Annotated in this window: 25 protein-coding genes; 11 read left to right on the plus strand and 14 right to left on the minus strand. The window is 47.4% G+C overall.

All coding sequences use genetic code 11. The annotated features are described in order from the left end of the window. Positions 1-91: 91 nt before the first annotated feature. Entirely contained in the window at positions 92-3,079 is a 2,988-nt protein-coding gene (locus tag JWH17_RS15105; RefSeq protein ID WP_205223466.1) for a PEP/pyruvate-binding domain-containing protein, read from the minus strand. A 402-nt stretch (positions 3,080-3,481) separates the two neighbouring features. Between JWH17_RS15105 and extKL the strand changes: the two genes are divergently transcribed. Further along, a complete protein-coding gene (gene extKL / locus JWH17_RS15110) occupies positions 3,482-4,693 on the plus strand; it encodes a multiheme c-type cytochrome (seleno)protein ExtKL (RefSeq protein WP_350297502.1) in 1,212 nt (403 codons plus the stop codon). Positions 4,694-4,744: 51 nt separating this feature from the next. Here the strand turns inward: extKL and mobA are convergent, their stop codons facing one another. The 3 genes from mobA to mqnB are packed head-to-tail and all read right to left on the minus strand — an operon-like array spanning position 4,745 to position 7,198. Then, positions 4,745-5,695, minus strand: coding sequence for a molybdenum cofactor guanylyltransferase (gene mobA / locus JWH17_RS24390; RefSeq protein WP_205223469.1), 951 nt, complete (start codon positions 5,693-5,695; stop codon positions 4,745-4,747). Next, positions 5,695-6,546, minus strand: coding sequence for a 1,4-dihydroxy-6-naphtoate synthase (locus tag JWH17_RS15125; RefSeq protein WP_205223470.1), 852 nt, complete (start codon positions 6,544-6,546; stop codon positions 5,695-5,697). Before JWH17_RS15125 ends, mobA begins: the two co-directional genes overlap by 1 nt. After that, complete coding sequence (mqnB, locus tag JWH17_RS15130; protein ID WP_205223471.1) at positions 6,533-7,198, minus strand: futalosine hydrolase; 666 nt, start codon at positions 7,196-7,198, stop codon at positions 6,533-6,535. The genes JWH17_RS15125 and mqnB overlap by 14 nt, the downstream gene beginning before the upstream one ends. Positions 7,199-7,329: 131 nt before the next feature. Between mqnB and queA the strand changes: the two genes are divergently transcribed. Next, complete coding sequence (gene queA / locus JWH17_RS15135) at positions 7,330-8,490, plus strand: tRNA preQ1(34) S-adenosylmethionine ribosyltransferase-isomerase QueA (protein WP_332468420.1); 1,161 nt, start codon at positions 7,330-7,332, stop codon at positions 8,488-8,490. Positions 8,491-8,669: 179 nt separating this feature from the next. Here queA and JWH17_RS15140 read toward each other — a convergent pair whose 3' ends face one another. Continuing rightward, a complete protein-coding gene (locus tag JWH17_RS15140; RefSeq protein ID WP_205223472.1) occupies positions 8,670-9,323 on the minus strand; it encodes a DUF2959 domain-containing protein in 654 nt (217 codons plus the stop codon). 78 nt (positions 9,324-9,401) lie between these two features. Next, the gene (locus JWH17_RS15145; protein WP_205223473.1) at positions 9,402-9,701 is read right to left on the minus strand and encodes an FmdB family zinc ribbon protein; all 300 of its coding nucleotides are present in this window, start codon (positions 9,699-9,701) and stop codon (positions 9,402-9,404) included. A gap of 373 nt (positions 9,702-10,074) precedes the next feature. Between JWH17_RS15145 and JWH17_RS15150 the strand changes: the two genes are divergently transcribed. The 5 genes from JWH17_RS15150 (at position 10,075) to rpsA (ending at position 14,008) form a co-directional block, all read left to right on the plus strand. Beyond that, positions 10,075-10,512, plus strand: a complete 438-nt coding sequence (locus JWH17_RS15150) for a Ros/MucR family transcriptional regulator (protein ID WP_205223474.1) — start codon at positions 10,075-10,077, stop codon at positions 10,510-10,512. Positions 10,513-10,593: 81 nt separating this feature from the next. Beyond that, entirely contained in the window at positions 10,594-11,382 is a 789-nt protein-coding gene (murI, locus tag JWH17_RS15155; RefSeq protein ID WP_205223475.1) for a glutamate racemase, read from the plus strand. Continuing rightward, complete coding sequence (locus tag JWH17_RS15160) at positions 11,375-12,085, plus strand: LolA family protein (RefSeq protein ID WP_205223476.1); 711 nt, start codon at positions 11,375-11,377, stop codon at positions 12,083-12,085. Before murI ends, JWH17_RS15160 begins: the two co-directional genes overlap by 8 nt. A 184-nt stretch (positions 12,086-12,269) precedes the next feature. Then, entirely contained in the window at positions 12,270-12,815 is a 546-nt protein-coding gene (locus JWH17_RS15165; RefSeq protein WP_205223477.1) for a YfcE family phosphodiesterase, read from the plus strand. Between the two features lie 35 nt (positions 12,816-12,850). Further along, positions 12,851-14,008 (plus strand): 30S ribosomal protein S1, encoded by a 1,158-nt coding sequence (rpsA, locus tag JWH17_RS15170; RefSeq protein WP_205223478.1) that lies wholly within the window; start codon positions 12,851-12,853, stop codon positions 14,006-14,008. A 220-nt stretch (positions 14,009-14,228) separates the two neighbouring features. On the opposite strand, the gene rlmB is transcribed toward rpsA, so the two are convergent. The 7 genes from rlmB to JWH17_RS15205 form a co-directional block, all read right to left on the minus strand. Then, positions 14,229-15,044 (minus strand): 23S rRNA (guanosine(2251)-2'-O)-methyltransferase RlmB, encoded by an 816-nt coding sequence (gene rlmB, locus JWH17_RS15175; RefSeq protein WP_205223479.1) that lies wholly within the window; start codon positions 15,042-15,044, stop codon positions 14,229-14,231. Between the two features lie 195 nt (positions 15,045-15,239). Then, positions 15,240-15,836 carry a guanylate kinase gene (gmk, locus tag JWH17_RS15180; RefSeq protein WP_205223480.1) on the minus strand — a complete coding sequence of 199 codons (597 nt, stop codon included), beginning with the start codon at positions 15,834-15,836 and terminating at the stop codon, positions 15,240-15,242. Beyond that, positions 15,829-16,137: a DUF370 domain-containing protein gene (locus JWH17_RS15185; RefSeq protein ID WP_205223481.1), complete on the minus strand. Its 309-nt coding sequence runs from the start codon at positions 16,135-16,137 to the stop codon at positions 15,829-15,831. The genes gmk and JWH17_RS15185 overlap by 8 nt, the downstream gene beginning before the upstream one ends. Positions 16,138-16,186: 49 nt before the next feature. Then, on the minus strand, positions 16,187-17,068 hold the full coding sequence (locus tag JWH17_RS15190; protein ID WP_205223482.1) for a YicC/YloC family endoribonuclease: 882 nt from the start codon (positions 17,066-17,068) through the stop codon (positions 16,187-16,189). 57 nt (positions 17,069-17,125) lie between these two features. Next, positions 17,126-18,124: a D-glycero-beta-D-manno-heptose-7-phosphate kinase gene (rfaE1, locus tag JWH17_RS15195; protein WP_205223483.1), complete on the minus strand. Its 999-nt coding sequence runs from the start codon at positions 18,122-18,124 to the stop codon at positions 17,126-17,128. Positions 18,125-18,154: 30 nt separating this feature from the next. Continuing rightward, on the minus strand, positions 18,155-18,688 hold the full coding sequence (locus JWH17_RS15200) for an OmpH/Skp family outer membrane protein (RefSeq protein ID WP_205223484.1): 534 nt from the start codon (positions 18,686-18,688) through the stop codon (positions 18,155-18,157). A gap of 272 nt (positions 18,689-18,960) precedes the next feature. Continuing rightward, the gene (locus tag JWH17_RS15205; protein ID WP_205223485.1) at positions 18,961-19,470 is read right to left on the minus strand and encodes an OmpA family protein; all 510 of its coding nucleotides are present in this window, start codon (positions 19,468-19,470) and stop codon (positions 18,961-18,963) included. Between the two features lie 185 nt (positions 19,471-19,655). On the opposite strand from JWH17_RS15205, the gene glgP reads away from it, so the two are divergent. The 3 genes from glgP to JWH17_RS15220 all read left to right on the plus strand — a co-directional run bounded on the left by glgP (position 19,656) and on the right by JWH17_RS15220 (position 23,747). After that, positions 19,656-21,863, plus strand: coding sequence for an alpha-glucan family phosphorylase (gene glgP / locus JWH17_RS15210; RefSeq protein WP_232371111.1), 2,208 nt, complete (start codon positions 19,656-19,658; stop codon positions 21,861-21,863). Positions 21,864-22,017: 154 nt separating this feature from the next. Continuing rightward, positions 22,018-22,440, plus strand: a complete 423-nt coding sequence (locus tag JWH17_RS15215; RefSeq protein WP_205223486.1) for a hypothetical protein — start codon at positions 22,018-22,020, stop codon at positions 22,438-22,440. Between the two features lie 11 nt (positions 22,441-22,451). After that, a complete protein-coding gene (locus JWH17_RS15220; RefSeq protein WP_205223487.1) occupies positions 22,452-23,747 on the plus strand; it encodes a radical SAM family protein in 1,296 nt (431 codons plus the stop codon). Here the strand turns inward: JWH17_RS15220 and JWH17_RS15225 are convergent. Continuing rightward, complete coding sequence (locus JWH17_RS15225) at positions 23,725-24,795, minus strand: tRNA dihydrouridine synthase (RefSeq protein WP_205223488.1); 1,071 nt, start codon at positions 24,793-24,795, stop codon at positions 23,725-23,727. The genes JWH17_RS15220 and JWH17_RS15225 overlap by 23 nt on opposite strands. Before the next feature lie 82 nt (positions 24,796-24,877). Here JWH17_RS15225 and JWH17_RS15230 point away from each other — a divergent pair, with 82 nt between their 5' ends. Continuing rightward, positions 24,878-25,300 (plus strand): Fur family transcriptional regulator, encoded by a 423-nt coding sequence (locus tag JWH17_RS15230; RefSeq protein WP_205223489.1) that lies wholly within the window; start codon positions 24,878-24,880, stop codon positions 25,298-25,300. The last annotated feature ends 10 nt before the right edge of the window (positions 25,301-25,310 follow it).

Consider the following 25,310-nt stretch of genomic DNA (forward strand, 5'->3'; position numbering starts at 1 on the left):
AGCGTAGCGCATCCACTAATTTCAACCCTCGGATTCCGCGTGGATGCGCTGCGCTTATCCACCCTACGGCACAGATGTGCTTAATTGCCTCTTAGGTTTCCTCTTCAAGGAAACCTATGGCTTCTGATGTTGTCCCGTCAACCTTCAAGGTAAATCTCTGAGTAAACCGTACATGGCGAATGTACGTTCCCTCTATAACCAATTCCTGCTGTTTCAGCACTTCCCAATCGATATGCTCGTTATCTTTATCGTCATTATCTGCTCCCGCAACCTGTTTTGAGTTCACCATCAGATAGGGGATATCCAGGGAAGTGATATTTTGGAAGAAATGAGAGCCTTGCGACGGCTCCGCATTCACGCTGGAATCCTGCACCTCAATGATAGCGGTTACGCCGGAAATATCATGCCATTGTACAGGAATACCAAGCCACGGGTCGGCTGTGCCCCATCTTCCAGGCCCAATAAGCAGATATGATCGCTGCTCTTTATGCAACCGCCTATTGAATTGTCCGATTTCCTCAGCAATCTTTCGGGTGGCGGCCCTGTCAAAACATTCAGGTTTCACATACACCACATCACCTATCGCTTCGTACACACCGTGTCCCAGAGAACGTACTGAGGTTATTATTGCCCGCTTACGCTCTGCAGGCAATATACGGGTCTGCTGCTTTTCCATCCCTGTGACAATGGGTCGCACCTGCAGAAAATACAGCTCACTCTTTTTCGGTTCCTGGTGCAAATCAACAGCAAACTCCACCTCAACCTCACACCCCATGCCCTCTCGAGCAACAGCAACCAGCTCAGCCAGCAACTCGGGCAACGGATACACATCATACTTTAGGATAGGGGCAAAGGTCAGCACTTTGTGACCGGGAATATCCGTATCCCGGATGCGGTTTTCCTGACTGTTATAGGTCGAGCATAGCAGACGAACAGGATACTCGGTGACAGCATCACTCAATTGACGACGAACCAGGTTACTGTTTGCCCTGTTCAGGGAACTGTCTTGTCGACAATCTAACGCGTAAAAACAGCGCTGACTATTTTTGAGGATATCTTCCACTGTTGAAAATTGGGGCAGATATTCCGGATATTTTGGAGAAACACGAAGACTGCTTTCTCCCTCGACCACGGTTTTGCCAAACCCCAAGGCCAAGTGAGCAATCCCTTCCTCCGCCGCCATTTTACCTACAGGATAATAGTTGTAGGACTGGACCACCCCGGAAATGGCGGGGTAGTAAAAATCGCCCTGCCGACAACCAACCACTTGCTGAATAATCACCCCCATGGAATCTTCCTGGGTTTGGCCGATGGAGTGAGAAAATGCCCGCGGCGCCTCAAACCAGGTAGAAGCGTAAACCAGCTTGACCGCATCCATAAGCTGAGACAGACGAAGCTCAAAAGAGGGATGGGTATTGGCCAGCATAAAGGTACTATACAGTCCGGCATAGGGTCTGAACTGTGCATCCTCGAGCATACTCGATGACCGTACCGAAATGGGAAAAGACACCTCTTTCAGATAGGCCTTTAAATCCTTGAGAAGCCACTCCGGTAAGTCAGCATTGAGAAACCGATTGGCAATGGACTCATCCGGCTCACCATCGATGGGTTTCAAATGGTTCTGATGGATAAAATCATCAAAGCCGACATTGGCAATAACACAGGTCTGCGGGATCTTTACCGTGTAGGCAGACAAGGTCGTTTTATTTTTTTCCACATGATGGAGTATGGAAGACATAAAAGCAATCCCCCTGGCCTTGCCTCCCATCGATCCCCTGCCGATACGAACAAAGTCAGTGATACGCGGATCAAAACGTTCCCGTTTAAACTGTGTCACAACTCCCTGCTGTCTCAGCTTACGCAAAGCATGCACCTTGGATAAGATATCTTCCCGCAGCTGCTCATCATCAGTAATCTGCGAAAAATGGTGTTTATGGAGTCTGGCCGCCAGTGCGACCTCTGCCCGTGCCATTACCCAGTTAAAAAAATGGTTGTGTTCCGCATGGTACCGGATCGATTCCAGCGGTATTTCCCGCAGCTTTTTTTCAAATTCGTACAAACTGGACACCCGGCCTACCTGGGTTAGATCCGGCAGCCGAAAAACAAAATCGCCAAACCCTAGATAACGAAGAAAAAAATCATGAACCTGCTCCTCAATATCCGGAGCATTTTTATCAACAAAAACCGCTGGTATCTCATCAACCACCGCCTCATTCTTCGGATCAGTGCTCAGCATCAGCAGAGGTAAATCCTTTTTTTCCTCTCGTATTTCCTGAAGCAACCTATACCCGGAATCATCCTGCAATTCACCTGAGCGTGGAAAACGAGCATCAGACATAACGGCAAACACATACGGCTTATAGCGATAAAAAATATCCAATGCTTCTTCATAGGTGGCAGCCGTTAATATCTTAGGCCGGGCACGCATTTTCAGCAAACGATGTTGCTCATTGAGCCCTTCTCCAAGCACCGACTGGGTCTGTTTCACCAATTCTTTATAGAGCAGCGGCAGAAGACGAGAGCGATATACAGGAGAGTCCTCTACCAGCAAGATAACCCTGACCATTGCCTTTTCAGTATCAAAATCCACATTCTGCTGATCTTCTACGTTCTTGACTATGGCCAACAAAACATCTGAGTCACAACACCACACATAGCTATTGTCTATACAGCTGAAAGAATCGCCATGTGGATCAATCATCACATCACGATTGGTATGAGAAAGAAGGACGATTGGTATCTTACGATTCTGCTTTTTCACCTGGGAACTAAAGGTGCAGCCATCCATGCCGCCGAGATGGGGCATGGTTACCACCAGGTCGAATTCTCGCTCCGCCAGAAGAGCCATAGCCTCCTCGCTGGTCGCCACCCGGGTGATACGAGGAGGCTGGCTCAGATTATGGCCAAAATACTCATTGATAATCCGGGAGGCAAGACTGCCGTCTTCTTCCATGATATAGGCATCATAGGGACTGGAAACGAGAAGAATTTCACGCACCTTATAGCGCATTAGTTCGTGAAAAATCTTAAAGTGCGGATCATAGCCAAAGGCTCTTGAGTAGGGCTGAACACCAGTCATGGGACACCGGAAAGTGTGAGGGTACAGGACATATACACCATTGTACCTTATCCTTTTCTTTTTATGAAAAATTTTCTCCAGGATAGAGAGAGTATCCATCCAAAATACAAACCTTGTATAATCACGACAAGACCTTCCTTGCCCAACCACAAATAAACTTTACATTTCAACCACATTGAAGGATAATATTTTTATAATCAACAACAATTCTCAAACCGCTTTTCCATTGAGGAGGTGACCAATCGACAGAATTGCATGACCAGCCAGTTAACGCGTTATCACTCTCACGCCATATTTCCCGAGCACCCCTGTTGCCGAGCTGCCGAAATGAATTACAAGGTCAGTGCATGGGAGTATGCACCGCACCTTTTGGTTACACCTGCAAACAAAAAAGGAGGGATTATGAAGTTAACCGTTCTACACAAGGTCGGCATATTTACCCTGTCGATGCTCATTGCCACGTTTTCAATGGCCAATGCCAAGGAGGCGAAGAGCATTGATGAGCTTGTTGCCATGTTTGACGACAAGAAATGCGCTGAATGTCATGAGCAGATCTACAGCGAATGGCAGGCATCCTGGCATGCAAAAGCTATCAACTCATCGCTCAAAGGAATGCGAAATTTTATAGCTGTGGGGCTGGCCAAGGAATGGGACACCCCGCTGACCAAGGCGGAAGTCCTCAAGTGTCTCGACTGTCATGCTCCAGCTGTTAATTATGCATCCGAAGAACTGGCAGTAGAAATCGGCAACCTGATCGTCACTGCCTTTGAAAAAAAAGGATCTCCTGCAGGATCTCAAGCTGCTGAAGAGTTGGCCAAGCTCAATGTCGGCTGCTACTCCTGCCACAACATCAAGGCTACAAGCATTGCTCCCGGCCTCCGCGGGAAACCCGAAAAAGGTGTAATGTACGGCCCCAACGGAGAGGATGGGGATGACTTTCACGAGTCTATTGAATCTGTTGATATCTCGACATCCGCCTTTTGCATGCAGTGTCATGGTGTCTACCATGCCCCGGATGGAGAAACCATCCAATGCAACACCCTTTCAGGAAGCTACCGGCACGGTTATCTCGCCGCCGGCGGCAGCAAGACCTGCCAGGAATGTCACCTTAACAAGGGGCACCTTTTCCCCGGTGGCCATGACCTGGATACGGTAAAAGAAGGATTGGGCTTTAACCTCGAAATCGCCAAGTACAACCACCTTCCCGGCCAGATAGAAGGGGTGAAGAATCCGAAGGGATGGGTCCCCAGCGCGGTCATCACCGCCTTTGTTGAAAACAAGGCCGGCCACCGCATTCCTGACGGCTGACTGTGGTCAGGCAAAGTGGTCCTGGAAGTGACCGCAAAAGATACAGAAGACAACGAACTGTTCAAAAAAGAAAAAAAATGGTTTGAAATCGGGATTGACCCGGACAAGGATATGCGCTACGGGGCATGGCAAATCAAAGAAATTATTGACCTGACCCTTCCCCCGCTACAAACCCAGCGCGAGCAGTACCTGGTTCATTTTGATACGGATACGGATGAAGTCACCATCAATGCAAAGCTTTGGTACTTTATTAGAGGCGGCAAGGGTGAAATTGTGTATGAGGAGACGCGGACCCTTGAGTATTAACAAAACGTAGAAGGCTAAATCCTGCAGGTGAAAAAGAAGACCGTTTCTTTTTCACCTGTGTCTTGCAAGGTCACTTGGCGTGTTTATGTTGCGCCAACATCTGCGAAGCGACGCAGGCGGCTGATCAATAAACACCCCAGGCACCCCCTGTAATCGATTGATGCGCAACGAACCTGCTGCCACAATATCCTCCACAGCCTTTCGGCAACGATAGTCATAGTAAGCAAGCAGCGGCTCAACCCTTCCATTCCCCTCAAGATCGGCTAACACTGCATGCCGGCCAATCCTCCGCCGACTCAGCAACCATTGCAAAGCTTGTTCGTTCATCTCCGGCAGGTCGCAGGCAACAATCAGCCATGACACCTCAGGTTGGTACCGTAAGGCAGCGAGTATCCCGGCAATAGGCCCAGCAAGCCCTTCTACATCGGCGATCTGATCCAGTTCCGCCAAAGAATCAGGCAACTCCCCTGCCCCGGAGACGACCACCTTCTTGGTCTGGTTCTGCAACACTTCCACTGTCCGCTCCAGCCAGGTTTTCCCCTGATGACGGATGAGGTGCTTTGCCCGCCCCATACGACGACTCTTGCCGCCTACCAAAACGCACCCCCAGACAGGAGCATCCAACCACCGGCGACGTAACCACTCGACAACCTTGTCAGTGACACTGCCATTGGCAAGCTCACGATGATCAAAAGTGAACAACTGCTCAGTATTGCCTCTGCAAGTGTCATTCAACCACAGGTGATGAAATGAGACCGGTAACTCACTCTCCACCAACACAGCATCATACTGCCGACACAATACATGCAATTGGTCGCAAACTTTTTCTGTTACCGGAGCCTGCAACTTGAACACTGCACAGGAGAGATGCAGAGCCTCACATTTTGCCGTTACTCCAGCAATAAAAGCTCTCCGGTGGGCAGTCTCTCCACCACAGATTCCCAACAGTGGTAAGGCTTCCAACGGCAGCAACCCGGTAGGTGCCGGTTCCTTTTCCCGCACTATCGAAACAACCTCCAATTCCCTGATTGGGGTTGCTCGAAAACCCCTGCCTCTACACCTTTACGGAGCAATGCTTCAACTGCGGCAACGCCTTCGTTGCCAAGATCAAGCGAAAACTCATTGACGTATAAATCAATATGACTGCGAACAACATCGTCTTCCAATTCCTGGGAATGCTGCTTGATATATTGACTGCAGGCATCGGGGTTTGCCATGCTCCAGCGAAGACTGGCAGCTATAGCCTGATCAAGTTCAGCAACCACCTCATTTGTCAATGACCTTTTAGCAGCAATACACCCAAGAGGGATGGGTAAACCGGTGGTATCCTCCCACCATTCGCCAAGATCCTGCACGCACTCCAGTCCTTGCTGCTGGTAGGTAAACCGACTCTCATGAATAATGACACCGGCATCTACAGCTCCTGCCGCAACAGCGGTGATGATCTCTTCAAAGCGCATCACTTCCAGATTGGTCACTTTGGGCGAAAAGAGCTGCAGCAGCATGGCAGCAGTGGTGTAACGCCCGGGAATGGCTATCCGCCAGTCTTTAATATGTGCAGGTTTCGGCTGAGACCCGGTAATAAGCAGAGGCCCACAACCACGCCCCAGTGCTGATCCGGCATGCAACAAGGCATACTCTTCCAGCACATGGCCCAAGGCATGAAATGAAAGTTTGGTAACATCCAGCCTCCCTGCCATGGCCCACTTATTTAGCGTCTCCACATCATCAAGAACAGGTGCAGCTATCTCCACCTGCTGTAACGGTACTTTATCGTGTACCAAACCATAAAAAATATAGGTATCATTAGGACATGGAGAATAGCCCAGGGTAAGCGGCTTATCGTTGTTCATCAAGCATTCCTCTCAGTACCATGGCTGCGGCCTCAGCGCATTTATCTGCAGCCGGCTTAATTTGCCAGTTTTCGCGGTTTCGATCCTCCACCAGGTTTGATATACAGCGCAGTTCAACCAGCGGCACGGCAAATTCCTCACAAACCCTGGCAGCGGCGGCTCCTTCCATATTTTCACACAACCCCTGATGGAGGTTGCCAAGCATCGTCCCCCGTCGTTCGGTTGCACTTACACCGTTAACCGTCACAAAATTACCCACTTTATACACTATCTCATGTTCATCCAAAATATCACACGCCTGCCGTAACAAGGATTGATCGAGTTCAAAGGTATATTTGCCCCCCAGCCCTTCCCCTGGCAAAGGTTCAATTCGATCATCAAAACAGATGCCTAAATCTCCTAAAATTTCGTGCTTGGCCAGACAGAGATCCAGCAGTCCCACCCCATTTTGCCGCCCCAGATAGGCACCGCCAATGCCGATATTCAGCACACAGCTCACCTTACGGGGAAAGGTTGCCAGAAAAGAGGCCAGTCGGGTAGCTGTTTCAACCGGCCCAATTCCGGTAACAAAAGTTGTCACCTTCTCGTTCTCGCCGTACTGACGACAAAAAGCCGCCATCTCAAAATCAGTGGCGGCAGTCACAATATTCATAATATATCCTCAGCAAAAAGGGCTAAGACGACACAAGACTTTCCAGACAATATAGAGTAGATTAGCGTGCTCTGCATTTTGAGAGCAGGTTACAGATTTTAGACATAATAAATCAAAGAGTTAGCGACCCTGTGGTAGTTACACTCCAACAACATTACCCATTACTCTTTACCCTTATCTATTCCATGCCAGACAAGTCGTACAGGTTAAGTGATTATGATTATCACCTGCCCCAGGAAAACATTGCCCAGCACCCTGCCCACAAACGTGACCATAGCCGCCTTCTTGTGGTCGACAAAACAGGCGACATGCTGGAGCACCGAAAGTTCACAGACATCATAGACTACCTCCGTCCCGGCGACCTGATTGTCGTCAACGACACCAAGGTCTTTCCGGCACGTATACTCGGCAAAAAAATCACAGGTGGACGGGTTGAGCTGTTCCTCCTGGAGTTTCCGCGCCAATTATCCCCTTGTCCAGAGGGGGAAGGGTGGCATGAGGCCACGGCAATAGCCCTTCTTAAAAGTTCCAAACGCCCCAAACCCGGCGTTACACTCCACTTCAGCCCAACGCTCACGGCAGCAGTTGAAAGTTACCAGGAGGACGGCAAAGCAAATGTGCGGCTGCATTATCGCCTCACCGCGTCCACCACAGACCTGGAATCGGTCCTGGAAGCCCATGGCCAAGTGCCGCTACCGCCTTACATCAGTCGCAGTCAGGGTAGCACAAGGGAAGACTCCAAGCGCTACCAAACGACCTATGCAAAGCACACGGGCTCGGTTGCTGCTCCAACCGCAGGACTCCACTTCAGCTCCGAAGTACTCACCCTGCTTCAGCAAAAAGGTGTTGTAGTCGAACATATAACCCTGCATGTTGGGTACGGCACCTTTGCACCGGTACGAACCGACGATATCCGCGACCATATCATTCATAGAGAATATATTTCCATATCTCCAACAACAGCGGCAGCTGTTAACAGAACAAAAAAAAATGGCGGGAGGATATGGGCAGTAGGAACAACAAGTGTACGCACACTGGAGTATGCAACCGATGAACAAGGAGAGGTACAACCCATTGATGGTGTGTGCGATCTTTTTATCTATCCAGGATACAGGTTTCGCACGGTGGACAACCTGATCACCAATTTCCACCTCCCCCAATCCTCTCTCCTGTTTTTGGTTTCAGCACTAGCAGGCAGGGAACGGATGCTGCACGCATACAATCATGCGGTAGAGCAAGGTTATCGTTTTTTCTCCTATGGCGATGCAATGGCTATTATAACCAAAGAGTAGTGTCCCGGCAACGCTGCTCTGTTGTATCTTGCGTGCCCTTTTCCGCATCAGCTTTGCCAGGCCATGTGCCCCATAGAGACACTATGCGACACATAACCCGGCAAGGCTGATGTAAAAAATTACAACGCAATATTCCAACATTTCATCGTTGTCGTGACACTAGTTTTTTTGTCGTTGGATTATCCGTTTTGGAGCTTGGTTATAAACTGATCAGCTTCGCGGATAGATGTTTCCATCTCACGGACAAGCCGGGCAACATCTTTTTCCAGGCTAACCAGTTCTCCCTGGAGAGCAGCTATAGCACGGGCGTTGAGATTATGTTTCAGGTACAGGACCTGGTCATGAAACACAATCAGCACAGGCTGAATCTTTTCTTCCGCCCGTTTCATTGCACTTATCAACCGCTTATACTGCACCTGGGTTTGCTCAAGCTTTTGCTCACTGTCTCTTCGCAAGGCAGCACTTGAGTAAAGATCCAGTTCTTTTTCCCACTCATCAAAGAGTGCATCTGCAACAGACTCTACACCGGCAATGCGATCATGGACCGCTTCCGCCTTTTTCTCACTCTTGTCATATTCTGCCTTAAGGACAGTATACTGTTCCTCAAGATCGCCACCTTTCACTTCAACTACACTGGAGAACTGTTCAAAAGCCGACTGAAACTGCTGTTTGGCTTCTTCCTGCGCGTCCCGAGCTTCACCCACCCGGTCCACCATGACATCTCGCTTGTGGACACCAAACTTTTCCAATGTATTATAATAGGTGGAAGAACAACCGGACAGGGATGCCAGCAACGACAACAAGAATAAAGAAAGAATAAAAGAGCGAGTCATTGTTGATCTCCCATCAACTAGGCCTGGGACCTATTGGCCCCAGGCATATAGCTATATTGTAAATCGGCGGCGTATTGCTCAGGAACTTGAAGTAGCAGCAGGACAGCTTTTACAGGATTCGCCTGTCTGGCAAGGTGCTGGGGTGGGGGTGGGGGTCTTGGCAGTGCCGGATGAGGCATTCTTACCAGCCCCTCCTGAAGTTTGACTGTATCCGTCAGCGTACCAGCCGCCACCTTTTAACTGGAAAGAACTCATTGAGATAAGTTTTTTCACAGGACCGCCACATTCTGGGCATATTTCTACAGGAGCATCGGCAATTCGCTGTTGCATTTCAAAGACTTTCTCGCACGCAGGACATTCATACTCGTAAACTGGCATTTTACTACCTCGGAAAAAATATTTTTCACTTCTGGTTAAAGTTAAAAGGATAGGGATAACGGGTCCAATAGTAATGTCTCCGCTGTTCTGTGTCAACCTTCACCGCCAGGATTCACGCAAAGGCATTTTTTTTACGAATCCTGCAAAACACAGCAATCTACCAAGATAGTGACATGTGTATAATCAAACAGTTACACTAAAAAAGAACACATACACTGCATTTATAAAAAAGGCCTCCCTGAAAAGCAGTTTACAGCTTTTCCACAAATAGATTAAAAAAAATTGATTTGTCATTATACATGTTCTATTGTTGACCCTATTGTAATTTTCATATTGAATCAGAATATTTTCTTTTTATGCATAGGAGCAAATAATGACTAAATCACTGGTCGAGATGACTGCTGAAATCATTCAGTCCCAAATCAGCAGCACTGAGATGACTACAGATGAGGTCAAGGAAGCGTTAAAAGATACCTTTCAGACCTTAAAATCTCTTCAGGACATTGAAGCCGTCGGCGCTGAAATGCCGGCAGAGGAAAGCGGCCCGGTAATGGAGCCCAAAAAATCTATCCAAAAAAACAAAGTTGTTTGCCTTGAATGTGGTCAGGAATTTAAAATGCTCTCTCCCAAGCATCTTAAATCACATGGACTGACCGCAAAAGAATACAGAAAAAAATATGGCTTCTCAGCCCGGCAGCCACTGTGTGCCAAATCTCTTTCCGAAAGACGTTCCCAATCAGGAAAAGAACGCGGTCTTCCCCCGAATCTGCGCAAAGCAATCGAAGCCCGCACCAAAAAGAAAAGCAAATAAGCTCCCTCCCGGTCTCTCCTTCTGTTCAGGAAGGAGAGATTGTAGCGCTCAAAACTCCATATTTTTTTTACACAATACATCATGATCGGTATTTTTGATTCCGGCTTAGGCGGAATGACGGTAACCCGTGCCATCGAACAACTCTGTCCAGGTTATCCTTTACTCTACTTCGGTGACCTCATACATACTCCTTACGGATCGAAAAGCTGCGAGGCCCTCACCGAATACGCCATTCGTAATACCGAATTTCTTATTGCCCAAGGAGCCGCCCTCATCGTTATTGCCTGTAATTCTGCAGCCAGTATTGCCGGCAACGCATTGCGCAATAAATTTTCCATCCCCATAATTGATGTTATCGAACCAGCAGTAAACCAAGCTATCTCCACCAGCAAAAACGGGACCATTGGAGTTATCGGCACCCAGGCAACGATAAAGTCTAATGTTTATGCGAAAAACATTCTTGCCAGGTGCCCCAACTATAGGGTGTACTCTCAGGCATGCCCGCTGCTTGTGCCGCTTGTTGAGGAAGGATGGCTCAATCGCAAAGAAACCAAGATGATCAGCAAAAAATACCTGCAACCGCTTCGATGCAAACAGGTTGACACACTTATTCTCGGCTGTACTCACTATCCCATGCTTAAATCTATAATTCAACCGCGCATTGGTAAACGAGTAAAAATTGTAGACTCATCCATTGAAACAGCGCTGTTTCTTCAAAATTTTCTTCTTCAAAATAAAGGAATCGCAAAAGAACTTGCTGCACAGAAAGCAAACAATCGTTTTTTTGTATCAGATCTACCACTTCCAACCCAATCACTTGCCGAATCTATCTTTGGTCGTCCTGTTCATCTGGAGAAAGTCCATGCTTAACCAACAATACCCACTTACAAAATTTTTTCTATTGTGCCTGCTGCTGACCTGCACAACCTTTTTCCTATCGCTCCCGGTCAAAGCAACAACAGGTGAGGAACAGGTAAAAAAAATTCAGGCCCGGTATAATTCCATCACAAGTATCTGCTTCGATTTCCACCAACAAACCACTACCAGCGGTAGAGTGAGATCCGGTAATGGCAATGCCGTGTTCGTCAAAACATCAAGCAGTGCCGACACCATAATGCGTTGGAATTACGTTGCTCCGACAGAACAGATAATACTGAACACGGGCGATAAACTTTCCATCTACACCAAGGATGATAAGCAGCTCCTTATCACCAAGATGGATCAGCTTAACGCAGACATAACCTTGACTTTATTTTCAGGAAAGGCGGACATTCTCGATACCTTTCAGGTGGTACCACAACAAAACGGCGGAAACTCGATATCTGCAGGTAATAATCTGCAAACACTGCAGCTCACACCGACAAAACCCCACTCGCAACTGCAACGACTGCAAATCTGGTACGCCCCTGACAACCTCATCCACAAGCTTGCCATGGAAGACCATTTTGGTTCTGTAACCACCATCCTCTTTACAAGCATCCGGCTCAACACGATCAAACCGGACGACACAGTGCAGATCCAACAAATTGTGCATATGGATCTTCCCAAGGACACAGAAGTGATACATCAATAGCACTGTCTCTACCAAGCTTGTCTTCAATGGCAAACAGGACCATGGAAGAAGCTCCTCTTTTGACTGACAAGAAATGGGTTGAAGAACTGCCATAAGCGGGGTAAAGAAGGATACGCCTATGCTTCTTACTCTTTCTCATATTATTCTGAATCACAGGCACAATACCTAATTTTCCTTTTCAAATATGCTTATTGCAATCCTTTCTGACAGCCATGATCAGATTTTGCACCTGCAGCGTGCAGTTCAGCACGCTAACCGGCAAGGAGCCGGCATACTGATTCACTGTGGAGATCTCATTTCACCGTTTATGCTCCCCTACCTTGCCGAGTTCAATGGACAGGTACACCTTATCTACGGCAATAACGTCGGTGATCAGCACCTCATTTCCTCACGATGTGAAACGCAAATAGACAACATCCGACATCATGGTATTTTTGGTGCCATTACCGTAAACGGACTACAGATCGCATTTCACCATTATCCGGAACTTGCCTGTGGCGTCGCAGAAACCGGCAAATATGATATTGTCTGTTGTGGCCATAACCATGTTTGTGCAGTACAAAAATTGAACGGCTGCTTGCTGCTCAATCCCGGCGATTTGCTCGGCAAGGACAATCCACCAGGTTTTTTACTTGTCGATACCAGTACAATGGCAGTACGCCATATTATTGTTGGTGATGCCATGAACTTTGAAACAAAATTTACCCCCATATCACAATCCGTTAGATAATAAAGCCATCAAGGCACCTTACCGAGTATGAAAAAATGAGTGACGAAAAATTTACAGATCTTTTTCAGGCAAAAACAGTTACCCGCACCGCCCTTAAGCCCGGTGATCGCGTCCAGGCGGTTATCGCAGCCATCAATGGCGAAAACATTTTCCTTGATGTCGGTGTAAAAAGTGAGGGTTTGTTAAACGCTGCTGAGGTTCGTGACGAAAATGGCGAGCTGTCTGTGAAAGTGGGCGACACAATTGACGTTTTTCTTCTCTCCGCCAGAGGCGGCGAGATGACATTCACCACCAGAATCGGCTCAGGCCAGGTTTCTTCACAAGAATTGGAGGATGCCTTTCATTCAGGAATTCCCGTTCAAGGTAAAGTCCTGGAGGAGATCAAAGGTGGTTTTGCGGTAACCGTTGCAGGACAGCGAGGTTTTTGTCCGTATTCACAAATGGATATTCGCCGGATCGAAAACCCTGAAGATTATCTTGAGCAGACCTTGTCCTTTAAAATTATCGAGTTTGGCAACCGGGGCCGCAATATTATCCTGTCTGCCAGGGCGCTGCTGGAAGAACAGCGCCTTGAAGCACGAGAAAAGTTACAGGAAACCCTTGAGGAAGGGATGCAGGTGCCAGGCACGGTAATGTCTATTCGAGATTTTGGTGCGTTTGTTGACATCGGCGGTGTTGACGGACTTATTCCTGTTTCGGAACTTGCCTGGGGGCAGACCGAAAGAGTGGAAGATGTTGTCCATATCGGCCAGCAAGTCGAAGTTCTGATAAAGCGGCTAGACTGGGAAAATGATAAGATCTCCCTGAGCCTGCGCGAAACCACCCCCGACCCATGGGACGAGGTCACTGAAAAATATGCCCTCGGCAGTACCCACATGGGAGTAGTGTCCAGGCTGGCAGCCTTTGGTGCCTTTATCACCCTGGAACCAGGCATTGACGGCTTGCTGCATATCTCCAAGATGGGAGGAGGACGAAGAATCAACCACCCTCGCGAAATTATGGAGCCTGGGCAGGAGTTCACCATTAAAATTGACGCTGTTGACCCGGAAAAAAAGCGCATTTCACTGGTTCCCGATGATTACACTAAAGAAGAACAAAGTGACGAAAAATTTATCCCCAAGCCATCGGAAACTAAGCCTCAGTCCATGGGCACGCTAGGGGATCTCCTCAAAGCACAGATAAAGAAAAAATAGCTAGCCCAAATTTCTCATGAACTTTTTGATTTTAAACTCAATTAACAGTCTGTTTTTCGTTTTCAATCAAAAAGTTCACCCTTCGGGCTCGGCAGGATTATTCACGCCACTACAGCCCTGCACGATAGCAGAACAATACAAAAAGCCCTGAACTCGGCTATCCGAGTTCAGGGCTTTTTGTGTCTACACACCTTGAAAAAAGCTTAACGGCCTCCGGCAGTCAGGAATTTCGAGCTGATACCTGCCGTCTGATCTCAAACATGATTACAGCTGCCGCCACTGCTGCATTGAGAGAATCGAATGTTTTATCCATGGGAATGGTGACCAATTGATCACATTGTTTTTGTACCAAAGGACGAATCCCCTTCCCTTCACTGCCGATAACCAGGCATAAGGCACCGGAAAACTCGATGTCATAAATCGAACCAACATTATTTCCATCGACCACCGCCCCGTATACCCAGAAACCTGCATCCTTCATTTTCTGCAGACTATCGGACAAATTGGTAACCTGGCAGATACGCAGATGGGAAACAGCCCCGGCGGAAATTTTGGCAACTGTCCCGCCAAGAGGCGCACTCCTCTCCCGAGTAAGAATAATATCAGTAAACCCTGCCGCCAATGCCGATCGAAGTATGGATCCCAAATTGTGTGGATCCTGAATAGAATCCAGGACAAGGACCTTTGGCGCTTCTGCACCCTGAGCTTGACCGAACAACGCCAATAGCTCTTCAAAGGCAAACAAGGGTGCAGCAGCAACCCTTGCAACCACACCTTGATGGTTACAATTACGTGGTACCCCAAAACGCTGGGGATCAACAAATCGAAGCTTTATCCTATGTTGCCGGGCAAGATCAACAAGCTGTTGAATACGGGGACCGGCCTTTCCTTTTTGCACCGAAAGCTCAGATACACTCTCAGGCCGCTGCGCCAGCGCCTCAAAAACCGAATTAATTCCCCAGATAAAATCGGAATCATTCTCGTGTTGCTGTTCGGCATTTGCTCTGCCTTTGGGAGATACTTTTTCTTTAGCCATCTACTTCCACAGTTATAAGCCTGTTCCTTTACTGTCTTTTCGCCCAATCTCTCGGAGTCTAACGCTTACCTCGTTATACTGAAAAAATAATCCTTGGAGGTAAGCGAAGACTCCGATATTAACGATATGCCTGTGGTTATTTTTGCCGGCATGTCTCGACCTTGAACGAAAATACTAGTAAATCAACAGGCTCAGTTATAATCCCTGCACCAATGTAGTTTTCCGACACCGGCAACGCTCCGCAATAATAATACTTTTTAAACAATCGATAGCCTCTTCAAGCACGTCATTCACAATCAGATAATCATACAGGACCGCAGCCTCCATTTCTTTTTTCGCGTTCTGCATTCGCAAAGAAATAGTGGCGTCATCCTCCGTCCCTCTTCCACGTAACCTTCTTTCTAACTCCTGCATGGACGGAGGGGCAATAAAAATGGTCACCGGGGAGGCTTTGCTCATTACCTGTCCAGCTCCCTGGACATCTATGTCTAAGATAACATCTTTCCCGGCCGCCTGCTGTTGCTCAACCTCTTGTTTACTCGTACCATAAAAGTTACCATGCACTTCAGCCCACTCTAAAAAGCCTGATGGTTCCCGATCCCGCAGCTCGATAAAAGCATCAGGGGAAACAAAGTAGTAATTCACTCCGTGCTGCTCTTTGTTGCGTGGCTGACGAGTGGTATGCGATATGGAAAAGACCAGGTTTGGCAATTGACGCATCACCTCTCTGACCATAGTTGTTTTTCCGCAACCCGATGGTGCCGATAAAACAAATAACGTTCCACTACTCATCGGTGTCCCCGTTCTGTTGTCTGTCAAGGATGGCGGCTGGATTATGCTGCTCTGCATCTAATGCAGCCAGCCGTTGATTAATGGTATCCGGCTGAACCGAGGAAAGGACAAGGTGCCCTGAGTCAAGAATGATAATTGCCCGTGTACGTCGTCCTTCCGTCACATCAATTAGTTTCTTTTCAACCCGGGCGTCATCTTTTAATTTTCGTATAGGCGAAGAGCCGGGATTGACAACTGCCAGAATCCGGCTGACTTTCAGCGCATTACCAAAACCAATATTCACAAGCCTGAAACTATCCATCGCTGCTCATCTCACGTCATGACGGGAAAAACCTGGGTGCAGGAGTGACCTATTCAAGGTTCTGCACCTGTTCGCGTATTTTTTCAATCTCATTTTTCATCTCCACGCCGAGATGAGCGATGGATGCATTGGAAATTTTGGAAGCAAGCGTATTCACTTCACGCAGAAATTCCTGAAGCAGGAAATCGAGTCGTCTACCAACCGGCTCGTCACCTTCCAAAAAAACTCTAAACTGGTCAATATGGCTCTCAAGCCTGACTATTTCTTCAGTTACATCGCTTTTATCAGCAAGCACTGCTGCTTCTTGCGCTAAGCGGTTCTCATCTATCTGGATGCCATCAAGCAGGTTCTCAAGTTTCAGCTTCAGATCCGCATGCCGTTGAGCAAGTATTTGTGGCGCATCAGCTGCAATACGTTGCACAATTTGCTCAAAACAACCCAGCCGCTGCAACAGATCCAGCTTAAGCGTTGCCCCCTCTTGTTCGCGCATACGGTCACACTCAACAACGGCTTGATCAAGAGCTGAAGCAACAAGCTCCCACTCTGCGTCCATATCCGGGCTCTGTTCCTCCTGACTGATTACATCACGCATGGTCAACATATCCGACAGGCTAACCGAACCACTAAGTTGATACCTCTCGATCAACTGTTGGAGGCAACTATGATATTGTGATGCAACCGCATCATCAATGACAAGCTTCGGATTGGTGGCAAGTTTTCCCTGGACAGTAAACGTAATATCCACCCTGCCGCGATCTATTGCCTGGGCGATCCTCTTTTTTGCAGCGTCTTCAAACCCTGCAAACAGACGGGGTATAACAACCCGCTGGTCTAAAAATCTATGGTTAACGGTCCGAACTTCAGCTGTCCATGTTCTACCGTCGGCGGAGATTTCTCCTCGCCCAAACCCGGTCATGCTTTTTGGCCGCATTACACAATCGCCTCCGGCGTTATTTTTTTCTTGTTACTTGAATTACTTCAAATACGATTAAGTGGTACCAGGCAAAGCTTTTTCAAGCTCGGTATTGTTTACACAAGCAGTACCGACTTTGCCGACAACTATACCTGCCGCATAATTTGCAAGGGCTGCGGCATCTGCCATACTACAACCAGAAGCAAGGCCCAGAGCAAGCGTTGCCGCAACCGTATCCCCGGCCCCTGTCACATCATACACTTCCTTTGCCATGGTAGGGATGGTAACCATTGGCTGTCCCTGCTGAAATAAAGCCATACCAGCCTCTCCACGGGTTATGAGTACAGCCTCACAGCCAATATCTTCAATAATATGATGAGCCGCAGCGAGCAGTGTATGCTCATCATGAATGGCAATACCACTCATCAACCCGGCCTCATGGTGATTGGGGGTAATCACGGTCGCCCCAACAAAACAGTGCATGTTGGCAGGTTTGGGATCAACTATCAAAGGTAGCTTCTTTCCTGACTGACGATAGACATCATCAAGTATCTGCCGAAGCCTGATCATCATCTGTTCGTTCACAACCCCTTTTGCATAATCAGAAACCATGATGGCATCAAAAGTATCCACATTTTGCTCAAGATACTCAATGAGTTGATTATACGTCGGCTTGGAGGGTTCTCCGGTCTGTTCCCTGTCAAAACGAACGACCTGTTGCCCCTGGGCAACAACCCTGGTTTTTACGGTGGTGGGCCTTTGCCCGCAGACAATGCCATCGGTGTCGGCACCAAGATCATGTACCAAGTCCTTTATCTGCTGCCCCATTGCATCTGCACCGATCAATCCACAGATGGCTCCTCGGCCACCAAGTGAAATTATATTTCTAAGAACATTTGAACTACCGCCGAGCAGAAGCTCCTCGCGCCCGACATTGACAACCGGCACCGGAGCTTCCGGCGATATCCTGGTCACCGTTCCCCACACAAAATGATCAACGATAATATCACCGATGACCAGAACCCGTGCCGAGGAAAATCTGCTGACCAGCTTACGTAAAGAATGAACTGACATGTTTATATACGATTAAGCAGTATCTATGGATTACTTCATAGCCTTGTTTAAGGCACTGGTGACGCTTTCGGTTAGATCAGCATTATCGCTAGCATAGAGGATGACATTATGCGGCAAAACCAGTGTAAAGCCTTTTTCCTTTGCAACTTCTTTGACAACACTCTGCAGTTTCTTTAAAATAGGCCCGACATTATCTTCGCGCAGCTTTTTCAACTCCAGGTTGGCATCTTCTTGCTTAACAGCCAGGTTGCGGCGCATCTTTTGAAATTCAATACCCTTTTCCTGCTTCATTTCATCGCTCCAGGCAGAGCTTTTCTTCTCTATTTCCTGTTGCAAGGCAATCAGCGCCTTTTCGTCTTTTTGAAAATCAGCCTGTAATGCCTCCATCTTTTTAGCAACCACTGACTGTGCAGCTTTTCCGGCGTCGGAACCAGCAAGTACTTTCTGCATGTTGATAACACCGATTTTGACATCAGCAGCCATTGCCCCAGTGACACCAACCAGCATGCATCCCATAAAAAGCACTGTCCATATCACGCTTAAAGCTCTACTTTGTTTGCTCACGTTACTCTCCTTTCGTGTTTAATTAGCCTGTTGCTTTTCTCTCTTTTCGACCAACCTCTTGGTTATGCAAAAAATAATCCTTTGAGGTAAACAAAAATGCGAAAATGCCGATATCAATAATATGCCTTTGGTTATCTTTCCAGCATGTTACGACATTGAAAGAAAATGCTAGTCAGTCCACAGACTCTTTTTAACGTACATTTTCTGTTCAAAAAAATAAAACCGGCCCAGGTTAATCACCTGTCCGGTTTTGCGTTAGAAATTAAATGGAACTACTTTACAATGACAAAATCATCACGTCTATTCTGTGCCCATGATATTTCATCATGACCGAAAAGAAGTAGTTTTTCTTCTCCCCAACTAATGGTAGAAAGTCGCTCAGGAGCTATCCCCAGATTGATGAGATATTTTTTTGCACTCTGCGCTCTTCGTTCTCCGAGGGCCAGGTTGTACTCTCTTGTGCCCCGTGGATCACAGTTACCTTCAATGCGCACTTTTACATCAGGAGCAGACTTGAGAAAATCAGCATTTCCCTCAATACGTTGCACTTGCTCACCGACCACACCTGACCTGTCAAACTCAAAATATACCGGCAACATCGGGCCGGAGGTCCGTCCTTCCATAATTTCTGTTTCTTTGCTTTCCAAAGACTCTTCAGGACCCAGTCCTTCGCTTTTCATTTCGGATGAAACATCAGGAGCTTTTTTGCCACAACCGCTCAAACCGAACCCTGTCAAAAGCACCATCACGGCGAGCAGACAAAAGGTTTTATCAATGCGCATTACGCCCTCCTTGAACAATTTTATAAATTAACCGGTTACAATATACATAGGAATCGGTAGATTTTACTCAACCCGTGAAGGAATACAACATTTTTTTCCAGGAAAAGGAATTCACTTGCAAAACCAAACCAGCCTTTCTACACTCGGCTGACATCAGAACATTATCACCTTTTGAGAAAATTACATTGAACGCTAAACACAATATCAACGTTGCTTCACCAGCAGATCCAGCTGCAGAACTACTGTGCTCCAGTAATTTCGGCACTTTTTTCGGCGTATCCCAGGAAATATTTGACACTGTGTGGCAGAAGTTAACAGCACCAGAAGGTAATTCCGTGGGATATGTGTCCATGGAAATAGGTGCTGACCCGGATGTCTTTCAACCACTTAAAAAGTTGTTATTAAAAGAAGACATACAGCAGAGCAAACACCTCCTCGCCAATACAATTCTGCAAAAATATCTCAACGGCCCTCGTAAAATCCCAAATTACAGTGGCGGACTGGGTGTACTTGCCGGCGACACGCTTAAAAGCTTTGCCGATCTACATATGCCGGTGTTTGGGATCAGTCTGCTCTACCGCGGCGGTTATTTTTCGCAAATTGTAGATTCAAAAGTCGGGCAGATAGATCATGCTACGCAGTGGAATCCTGAAAGCACCCCGACCCTTTTCCCTCTTTGCAACCCAAAACATCCCGAACAGCCGCTGGAAATTGAGGTGCCTTTTTTCAATGGTCGCTCTGAACCTCTTCGAGTTACGGCCCAAGTCTGGATGAAAATGGAAATTTCCGAACAACTGGACTACTTCACGCCGGAATTTCTCTTTGATTATAGCCTGCCGGGTGCACCGGATTGGATCACCGAAGCAGCCGGTCAACTGTATAATGCCACTTCCGATGTTGTCAAAGCGAATCAGCGTAGAATGCTTGGCAGTGCGGTGTTGCCATTGCTCTCTGCTCTCGGATTTACCTCACAGACCATTCATCTCAATGAGCAACACGGCGTAACAGTTACGCTGCACCTTATTTTGCAGGAACTGGAAAGCATTTTCGGCAATAACTTCGCTTCAATCGTCACCGATGACGATATCTTATCTGCAGCAGAACGCGTATCTCAAAAAATAGTGTACACTATTCATACCCCTGTAAAAGCCGGGCATGACCGTTTTTCGAGACAAATGTACTCATCCATTAGTCATGCTGCTTTTCAGCGCATACTTAATCTCGTAGCTCTTGATGATGACAATGCCCATGAGTACAACTTTACCGCCATGGCAATGCGCATCAATCGCAGTATAAATAGCGTCAGCAGATTACACAGAGATGTCACCAGGCAACAGTTCCCTGCTTTTGCCAAAAAAATTAAAGCGATAACCAACGGTGTCCATCATCTCACGTGGATCAGCGATGCACGGGCCGCCCTGTTTGACTCGGTGCCTTCTATTCGTAACTGGCGCGATGTTCCCGGTTGCTTCGCCTCTCTGGCCATTGAAGACTACCCCGAATTAACCACCGGACTACAGAAGGCATGGAAAGAAGATAACCATCATCTCATAGCCTACATCAATGAAATGCTGGAACATCATCGTACGCAGATGACCGAAACCTGGATTGATCCGCCCAACTACCTTTCCCGACTCAACAAGCCGGACTGGCTGGAACCGAATGTCTTTACTATCGGCTTTGCCAGGCGTTTCTCAACCTATAAACGTGCAGACCTGATTTTTGACGACATTCCCGCCTTAGCCAAAATACTTGTCGACAATGACTGGCCTGTTAACTTTCTTTTTGCAGGAAAGGCACACCCCGAAGATGAACCTGGTAAATCAGTGTTAAAACTGATCCTCGACTGCCAAGAAGAATTGTACACCTTAAGTAATGGGTTAGGGAAACTCGTTTTCATTCCTGGATACGACATGCTCATTGCCAAGCGCATGGTTTCCGGGGTGCACGCGTGGCTCAACAGCCCCAAACGACCCCTTGAAGCAAGCGGTACAAGTGGTATGAAGGCAGCCATGAATGGGGTCCCCAACATCAGCGTACTCGATGGCTGGTGGGCTGAAGGCTACCATGAAGGAAAAACCGGATGGAAATTCGGTTATGATGGCCCCGTAGATGATGCGGATTTAAGTGAAGACCCCAGCACACTGCTCTATGCCGAAGACTCAAGTTCCTTTTACCAACTGCTCCCAAACATTCTTGAAATTTTTTACTCGCAGCCAGAGGTCTTCCTCACCAAAGCGATAAACAATCTTAAACTTAATGTTCCCATTTTCAATACACACCGGATGACAGCTGAGTACATTCACACATATGATCTCAAACTCACCAAACAGGAAGCAACAAAGATTGACATCTTTCGCAGCTTGTATCAAAGTGAGTCAGCTGAAGAATAGGAATTGGAGAAACAACAAACCTGCAATGAGCAGTGCTTAAATAACCGAAACTACGCAGACAAAGAGACTATTTAAGTACCTTGTAAAGAAGTCATATTTTTTTATCAGTTTACCGGCTGTAATAACTCAGTCGATTGTACAGGAGTACATAACCATGGCCCGTCACATAAATCCTAGTAATTCAACCAACAAGACCATTGACGCTATTGACCGCAAAAGAGACAGGGAACGTCTCTTTTTACTGAAAAAAGCCAGAGAAAACAGCAGCGAGCTTTCGGTGGCGCTGGTACAAAGACTGCTTGATCAGCATATCATTGAGACCAACGATGTAAGCGCTATCCAGGAATCGCTTGAAAAACAACTCCGAGCCATGGGTGACCTGGAAGAATTTGAAATGCGCTATAAGATTGCTCCTATTCGCAACCTTACCCAAGATCCCAACATTGCCAGCCTGTTCATCACCCAATTCATTATTGAAAACCTGATAGATCATCCTAATATTCAGGATATATTTGGTGATGACCTGGAAGTATACCGTACCGTAGACTCCATTCTCTCAGCGATCCGTCCGCGGTAACTTTACAAGGCATGAGGTCTCAACATCCAAAAGAATTACCCTTTCTTGTTTTTGCAAACAGTAAGGGAGAAATAGAGGAGTACGAAGGGCTGCAGATGGCTGCTCAATCTGCAGCAAACTACTGCAAACCCAATCTAGAAGACCTGATCGAACTTCCCGAAGGCAGCGAACTTTTTACGCTGCCAGGGAGGTTACCTGTCGGCATAGAGAAAGAGAGCGGTGAGCCGGCTCTGCTGGACACTGATCCATATGATGGTACAGGTACGGTTCAGGCAGTTGCAGCCTTCATGGCGCCGGCCTATACATCCCTCTACACGACAGCGTACCAGACTCAGGATCAACACAGCCCCCAGCTTCCACTTTTTGCCTACACCGCTGTCGGCTGGTATGATGGTAAATTCTGGGTCACAGGCTTTCGAAGTGACCGTGATAAGCGCCAAGACACTGCCAATTTCGACCAAGACCTTATTACCCTTCGAACCCGAAAAAAGCTGCAACAACATCCCCATAACAGGCTTATCCAGCATCTTGGGAAATGTTGCCTGACCTATTGCTGCCCAGCAGCGAGAAACTTTTTCCTTAACCGCTGGGAAGCACCTCTGCCATGCTCACCGGTCTGCAATGCAACATGTGTCGGCTGCATCTCTCTTCAACCTTCAGGCTGCTGTGCTTCAACCCAAGACCGGATTACCTTTGTTCCTACAGTCAAAGAAGTCTCGGAAATAGCCATTGAACACCTCACTACGGCTCCCCTTCCAATCGTCAGTTTCGGCCAAGGCTGCGAAGGAGAACCTTTACTGCAGGCTGATCTCATGGAGCGAAGTATTAAAGCCATAAGAAAGGCAACCTCCAAAGGGACCATTAACCTGAATACCAACGGTAGTTTACCTCATGCTGTTGAGCGACTGGCCAAGGCTGGACTAGACTCCATTCGCATATCCATGAACAGCGCACAACTTGAAAAGCATACCCTTTATTACAGGCCCAAGGGATTCACTCTCAAAGATGTTGAACATTCAATACAAATCATGAAACGCTATCAGCGTCATGTTTCCTTGAACTATTTCATTTTTCCAGGCTTTACTGACGACCCGGATGAATTGGCAGCACTCTCAGCACTTATTGACAAATGCCACCCTGATTTTATTCAACTCCGTAACCTCAACATAGATCCGGAAGTATACCTCAGGGCAATCCAGCATCAACCGACACAAGCACCACTGGGCATCCGAAACTGGCTGGGGCAATTACAGACCGCTCATCCAGACCTGCAATTTGGCTATTTTAATCCGCAGGTGAAAAAATAAATGTATCCCCACATTCTTTTTGGAGAACGGTAAATGCCTCTGCATCGCTGCGACTAAAAAAATCAGCCGCTCTTCCCAGTGCCTCTCCCATTGACGCACTTGATTGCACTCTGCTGGCCAAATGATGACCAAAAGCGTAGTTTGTGGCAAAATAATGGGTGAATTCCTTTAATCGGCCGAGACGCCTTTCCACCCTGAACCGTTCCTGCAAAGCCTGACAAAAATCGTGATACACCCTTGGCAGAGAGGTCATCTGCGTCAATTGGAACTCATAACCATACACTTCTTTTGCAACCTCTGAAAATATCCAGGGTTTTGCCGCGGCAGCACGACCAATCATAAGGCCATCGGCACCACTCTCTTCCAAGCACCTCTTAGCTGCCTCGACACAATCGATGCCTCCATTGGCAACAACCGGAATGGCAAGCCTCTTTTTTATATCCGCGATTGCTCCCCAACGAGGTTTGCGGCAAAATGATTCACTGTCGAGGCGTGCGTGTACGGTCAGCAAGTCCACCCCTTCACCTTCAAGCATCAGACAAAATTCACGAAGAGCATCAGCATTGAGCTGCTTCCCCAACCTGATTTTCGCTGTTAATGGCAAGGTCGTCTCTTTTCTCGCCTCTTTGATGATAGCTTTAACCAATTGCTGGTTGGCAGCTAGCTGTGAACCGCCACCCGCCTTTCTCACCCTTGGTGCAGGACAACCCAAGTTAATATCGACAGCATTAGCAGAAAGCTTTTCAAGAGCTGCAATTGCAGGCTTAAGCACACCAGGTTGACTCAATAACAACTGGTAAGAAAGTGGGTGTTCCTGTTCAGTGCGTATAAGGTATGGAGAAATAGTAGCATTTTCTTTAGGCAGGCACTGTGCTGCCAGCATTTCGGTGCTGAGCAGCCCTACACCGCCAAAAGAAAGGATGGTCGTTCGTAGCGCCGAGTGAGTCAACCCTGCCATTGGCGCCAAAAAAAGAGGTGGCCAAATATTGAGCGCGCCAATGGTCAACTGCCGGCCACTGCCGGGAGATGGTGTTTGCTTGTCCTTCATTTGTACCTTGAAAAAAAAAGGTGGTCGGATTAATATTGTGAGAATAATTATCTTATTTAATAACTAATACAAGTAAACTATAATGAATGCGCCATCACCAATGCTCCGCCTGACAACACAGCGCCAGGTTATCCTCGAAGAACTGACCAAAGTAAAAACCCATCCAACTGCCAATGAACTGTACGATATGGTTCGCAAACGGCTACCGCGGATCGGCTTAGGCACGGTTTACAGGAATCTGGAATTAATGGCCGAAAACGGGATGATTCTTAAAATAGAAGTCGGAGGTTCCCAAAAACGCTTTGATGCGACCACCGATACCCATTATCATATCCGCTGTTCACAATGTGGAAGAGTTGATGACATTGACATGCCGGTTATAACTGACCTTGTCAAAGAAGCATCCTCAACAAGCTCTTACCAGATTATTGGTCACCACATTGAATTCACAGGTATTTGCAGTGAATGTCAGAAACTGCATGCCGAGGATGAAAGGCAGCACTAAAGAACGGCGC

This window comes from Desulfogranum marinum, from assembly GCF_016918565.1.
GTDB classification, from domain to species: domain Bacteria; phylum Desulfobacterota; class Desulfobulbia; order Desulfobulbales; family Desulfobulbaceae; genus Desulfogranum; species Desulfogranum marinum.

Bases quoted from the DNA above. Each gene is read 5' to 3' on its own strand.
- murI (WP_205223475.1), top strand. From the start codon at position 10,594: ATGATCGGTATTTTTGATTCCGGCTTAGGCGGAATGACGGTAACCCGT.
- JWH17_RS15145 (WP_205223473.1), bottom strand. From the start codon at position 9,701: ATGCCAGTTTACGAGTATGAATGTCCTGCGTGCGAGAAAGTCTTTGAA.
- JWH17_RS15215 (WP_205223486.1), top strand. From the start codon at position 22,018: ATGGCCCGTCACATAAATCCTAGTAATTCAACCAACAAGACCATTGAC.
- JWH17_RS15230 (WP_205223489.1), top strand. From the start codon at position 24,878: ATGAATGCGCCATCACCAATGCTCCGCCTGACAACACAGCGCCAGGTT.
- rpsA (WP_205223478.1), top strand. From the start codon at position 12,851: ATGAGTGACGAAAAATTTACAGATCTTTTTCAGGCAAAAACAGTTACC.
- rlmB (WP_205223479.1), bottom strand. From the start codon at position 15,044: ATGGCTAAAGAAAAAGTATCTCCCAAAGGCAGAGCAAATGCCGAACAG.
- JWH17_RS15160 (WP_205223476.1), top strand. From the start codon at position 11,375: ATGCTTAACCAACAATACCCACTTACAAAATTTTTTCTATTGTGCCTG.
- JWH17_RS15205 (WP_205223485.1), bottom strand. From the start codon at position 19,470: ATGCGCATTGATAAAACCTTTTGTCTGCTCGCCGTGATGGTGCTTTTG.
- JWH17_RS15150 (WP_205223474.1), top strand. From the start codon at position 10,075: ATGACTAAATCACTGGTCGAGATGACTGCTGAAATCATTCAGTCCCAA.
- JWH17_RS15140 (WP_205223472.1), bottom strand. From the start codon at position 9,323: ATGACTCGCTCTTTTATTCTTTCTTTATTCTTGTTGTCGTTGCTGGCA.
- JWH17_RS15125 (WP_205223470.1), bottom strand. From the start codon at position 6,546: ATGAACAACGATAAGCCGCTTACCCTGGGCTATTCTCCATGTCCTAAT.
- JWH17_RS15225 (WP_205223488.1), bottom strand. From the start codon at position 24,795: ATGAAGGACAAGCAAACACCATCTCCCGGCAGTGGCCGGCAGTTGACC.
- mqnB (WP_205223471.1), bottom strand. From the start codon at position 7,198: ATGAATATTGTGACTGCCGCCACTGATTTTGAGATGGCGGCTTTTTGT.
- JWH17_RS15105 (WP_205223466.1), bottom strand. From the start codon at position 3,079: ATGACTGGTGTTCAGCCCTACTCAAGAGCCTTTGGCTATGATCCGCAC.
- gmk (WP_205223480.1), bottom strand. From the start codon at position 15,836: ATGAGTAGTGGAACGTTATTTGTTTTATCGGCACCATCGGGTTGCGGA.
- JWH17_RS15185 (WP_205223481.1), bottom strand. From the start codon at position 16,137: ATGGATAGTTTCAGGCTTGTGAATATTGGTTTTGGTAATGCGCTGAAA.
- JWH17_RS15165 (WP_205223477.1), top strand. From the start codon at position 12,270: ATGCTTATTGCAATCCTTTCTGACAGCCATGATCAGATTTTGCACCTG.
- rfaE1 (WP_205223483.1), bottom strand. From the start codon at position 18,124: ATGTCAGTTCATTCTTTACGTAAGCTGGTCAGCAGATTTTCCTCGGCA.
- JWH17_RS15190 (WP_205223482.1), bottom strand. From the start codon at position 17,068: ATGCGGCCAAAAAGCATGACCGGGTTTGGGCGAGGAGAAATCTCCGCC.
- JWH17_RS15220 (WP_205223487.1), top strand. From the start codon at position 22,452: ATGAGGTCTCAACATCCAAAAGAATTACCCTTTCTTGTTTTTGCAAAC.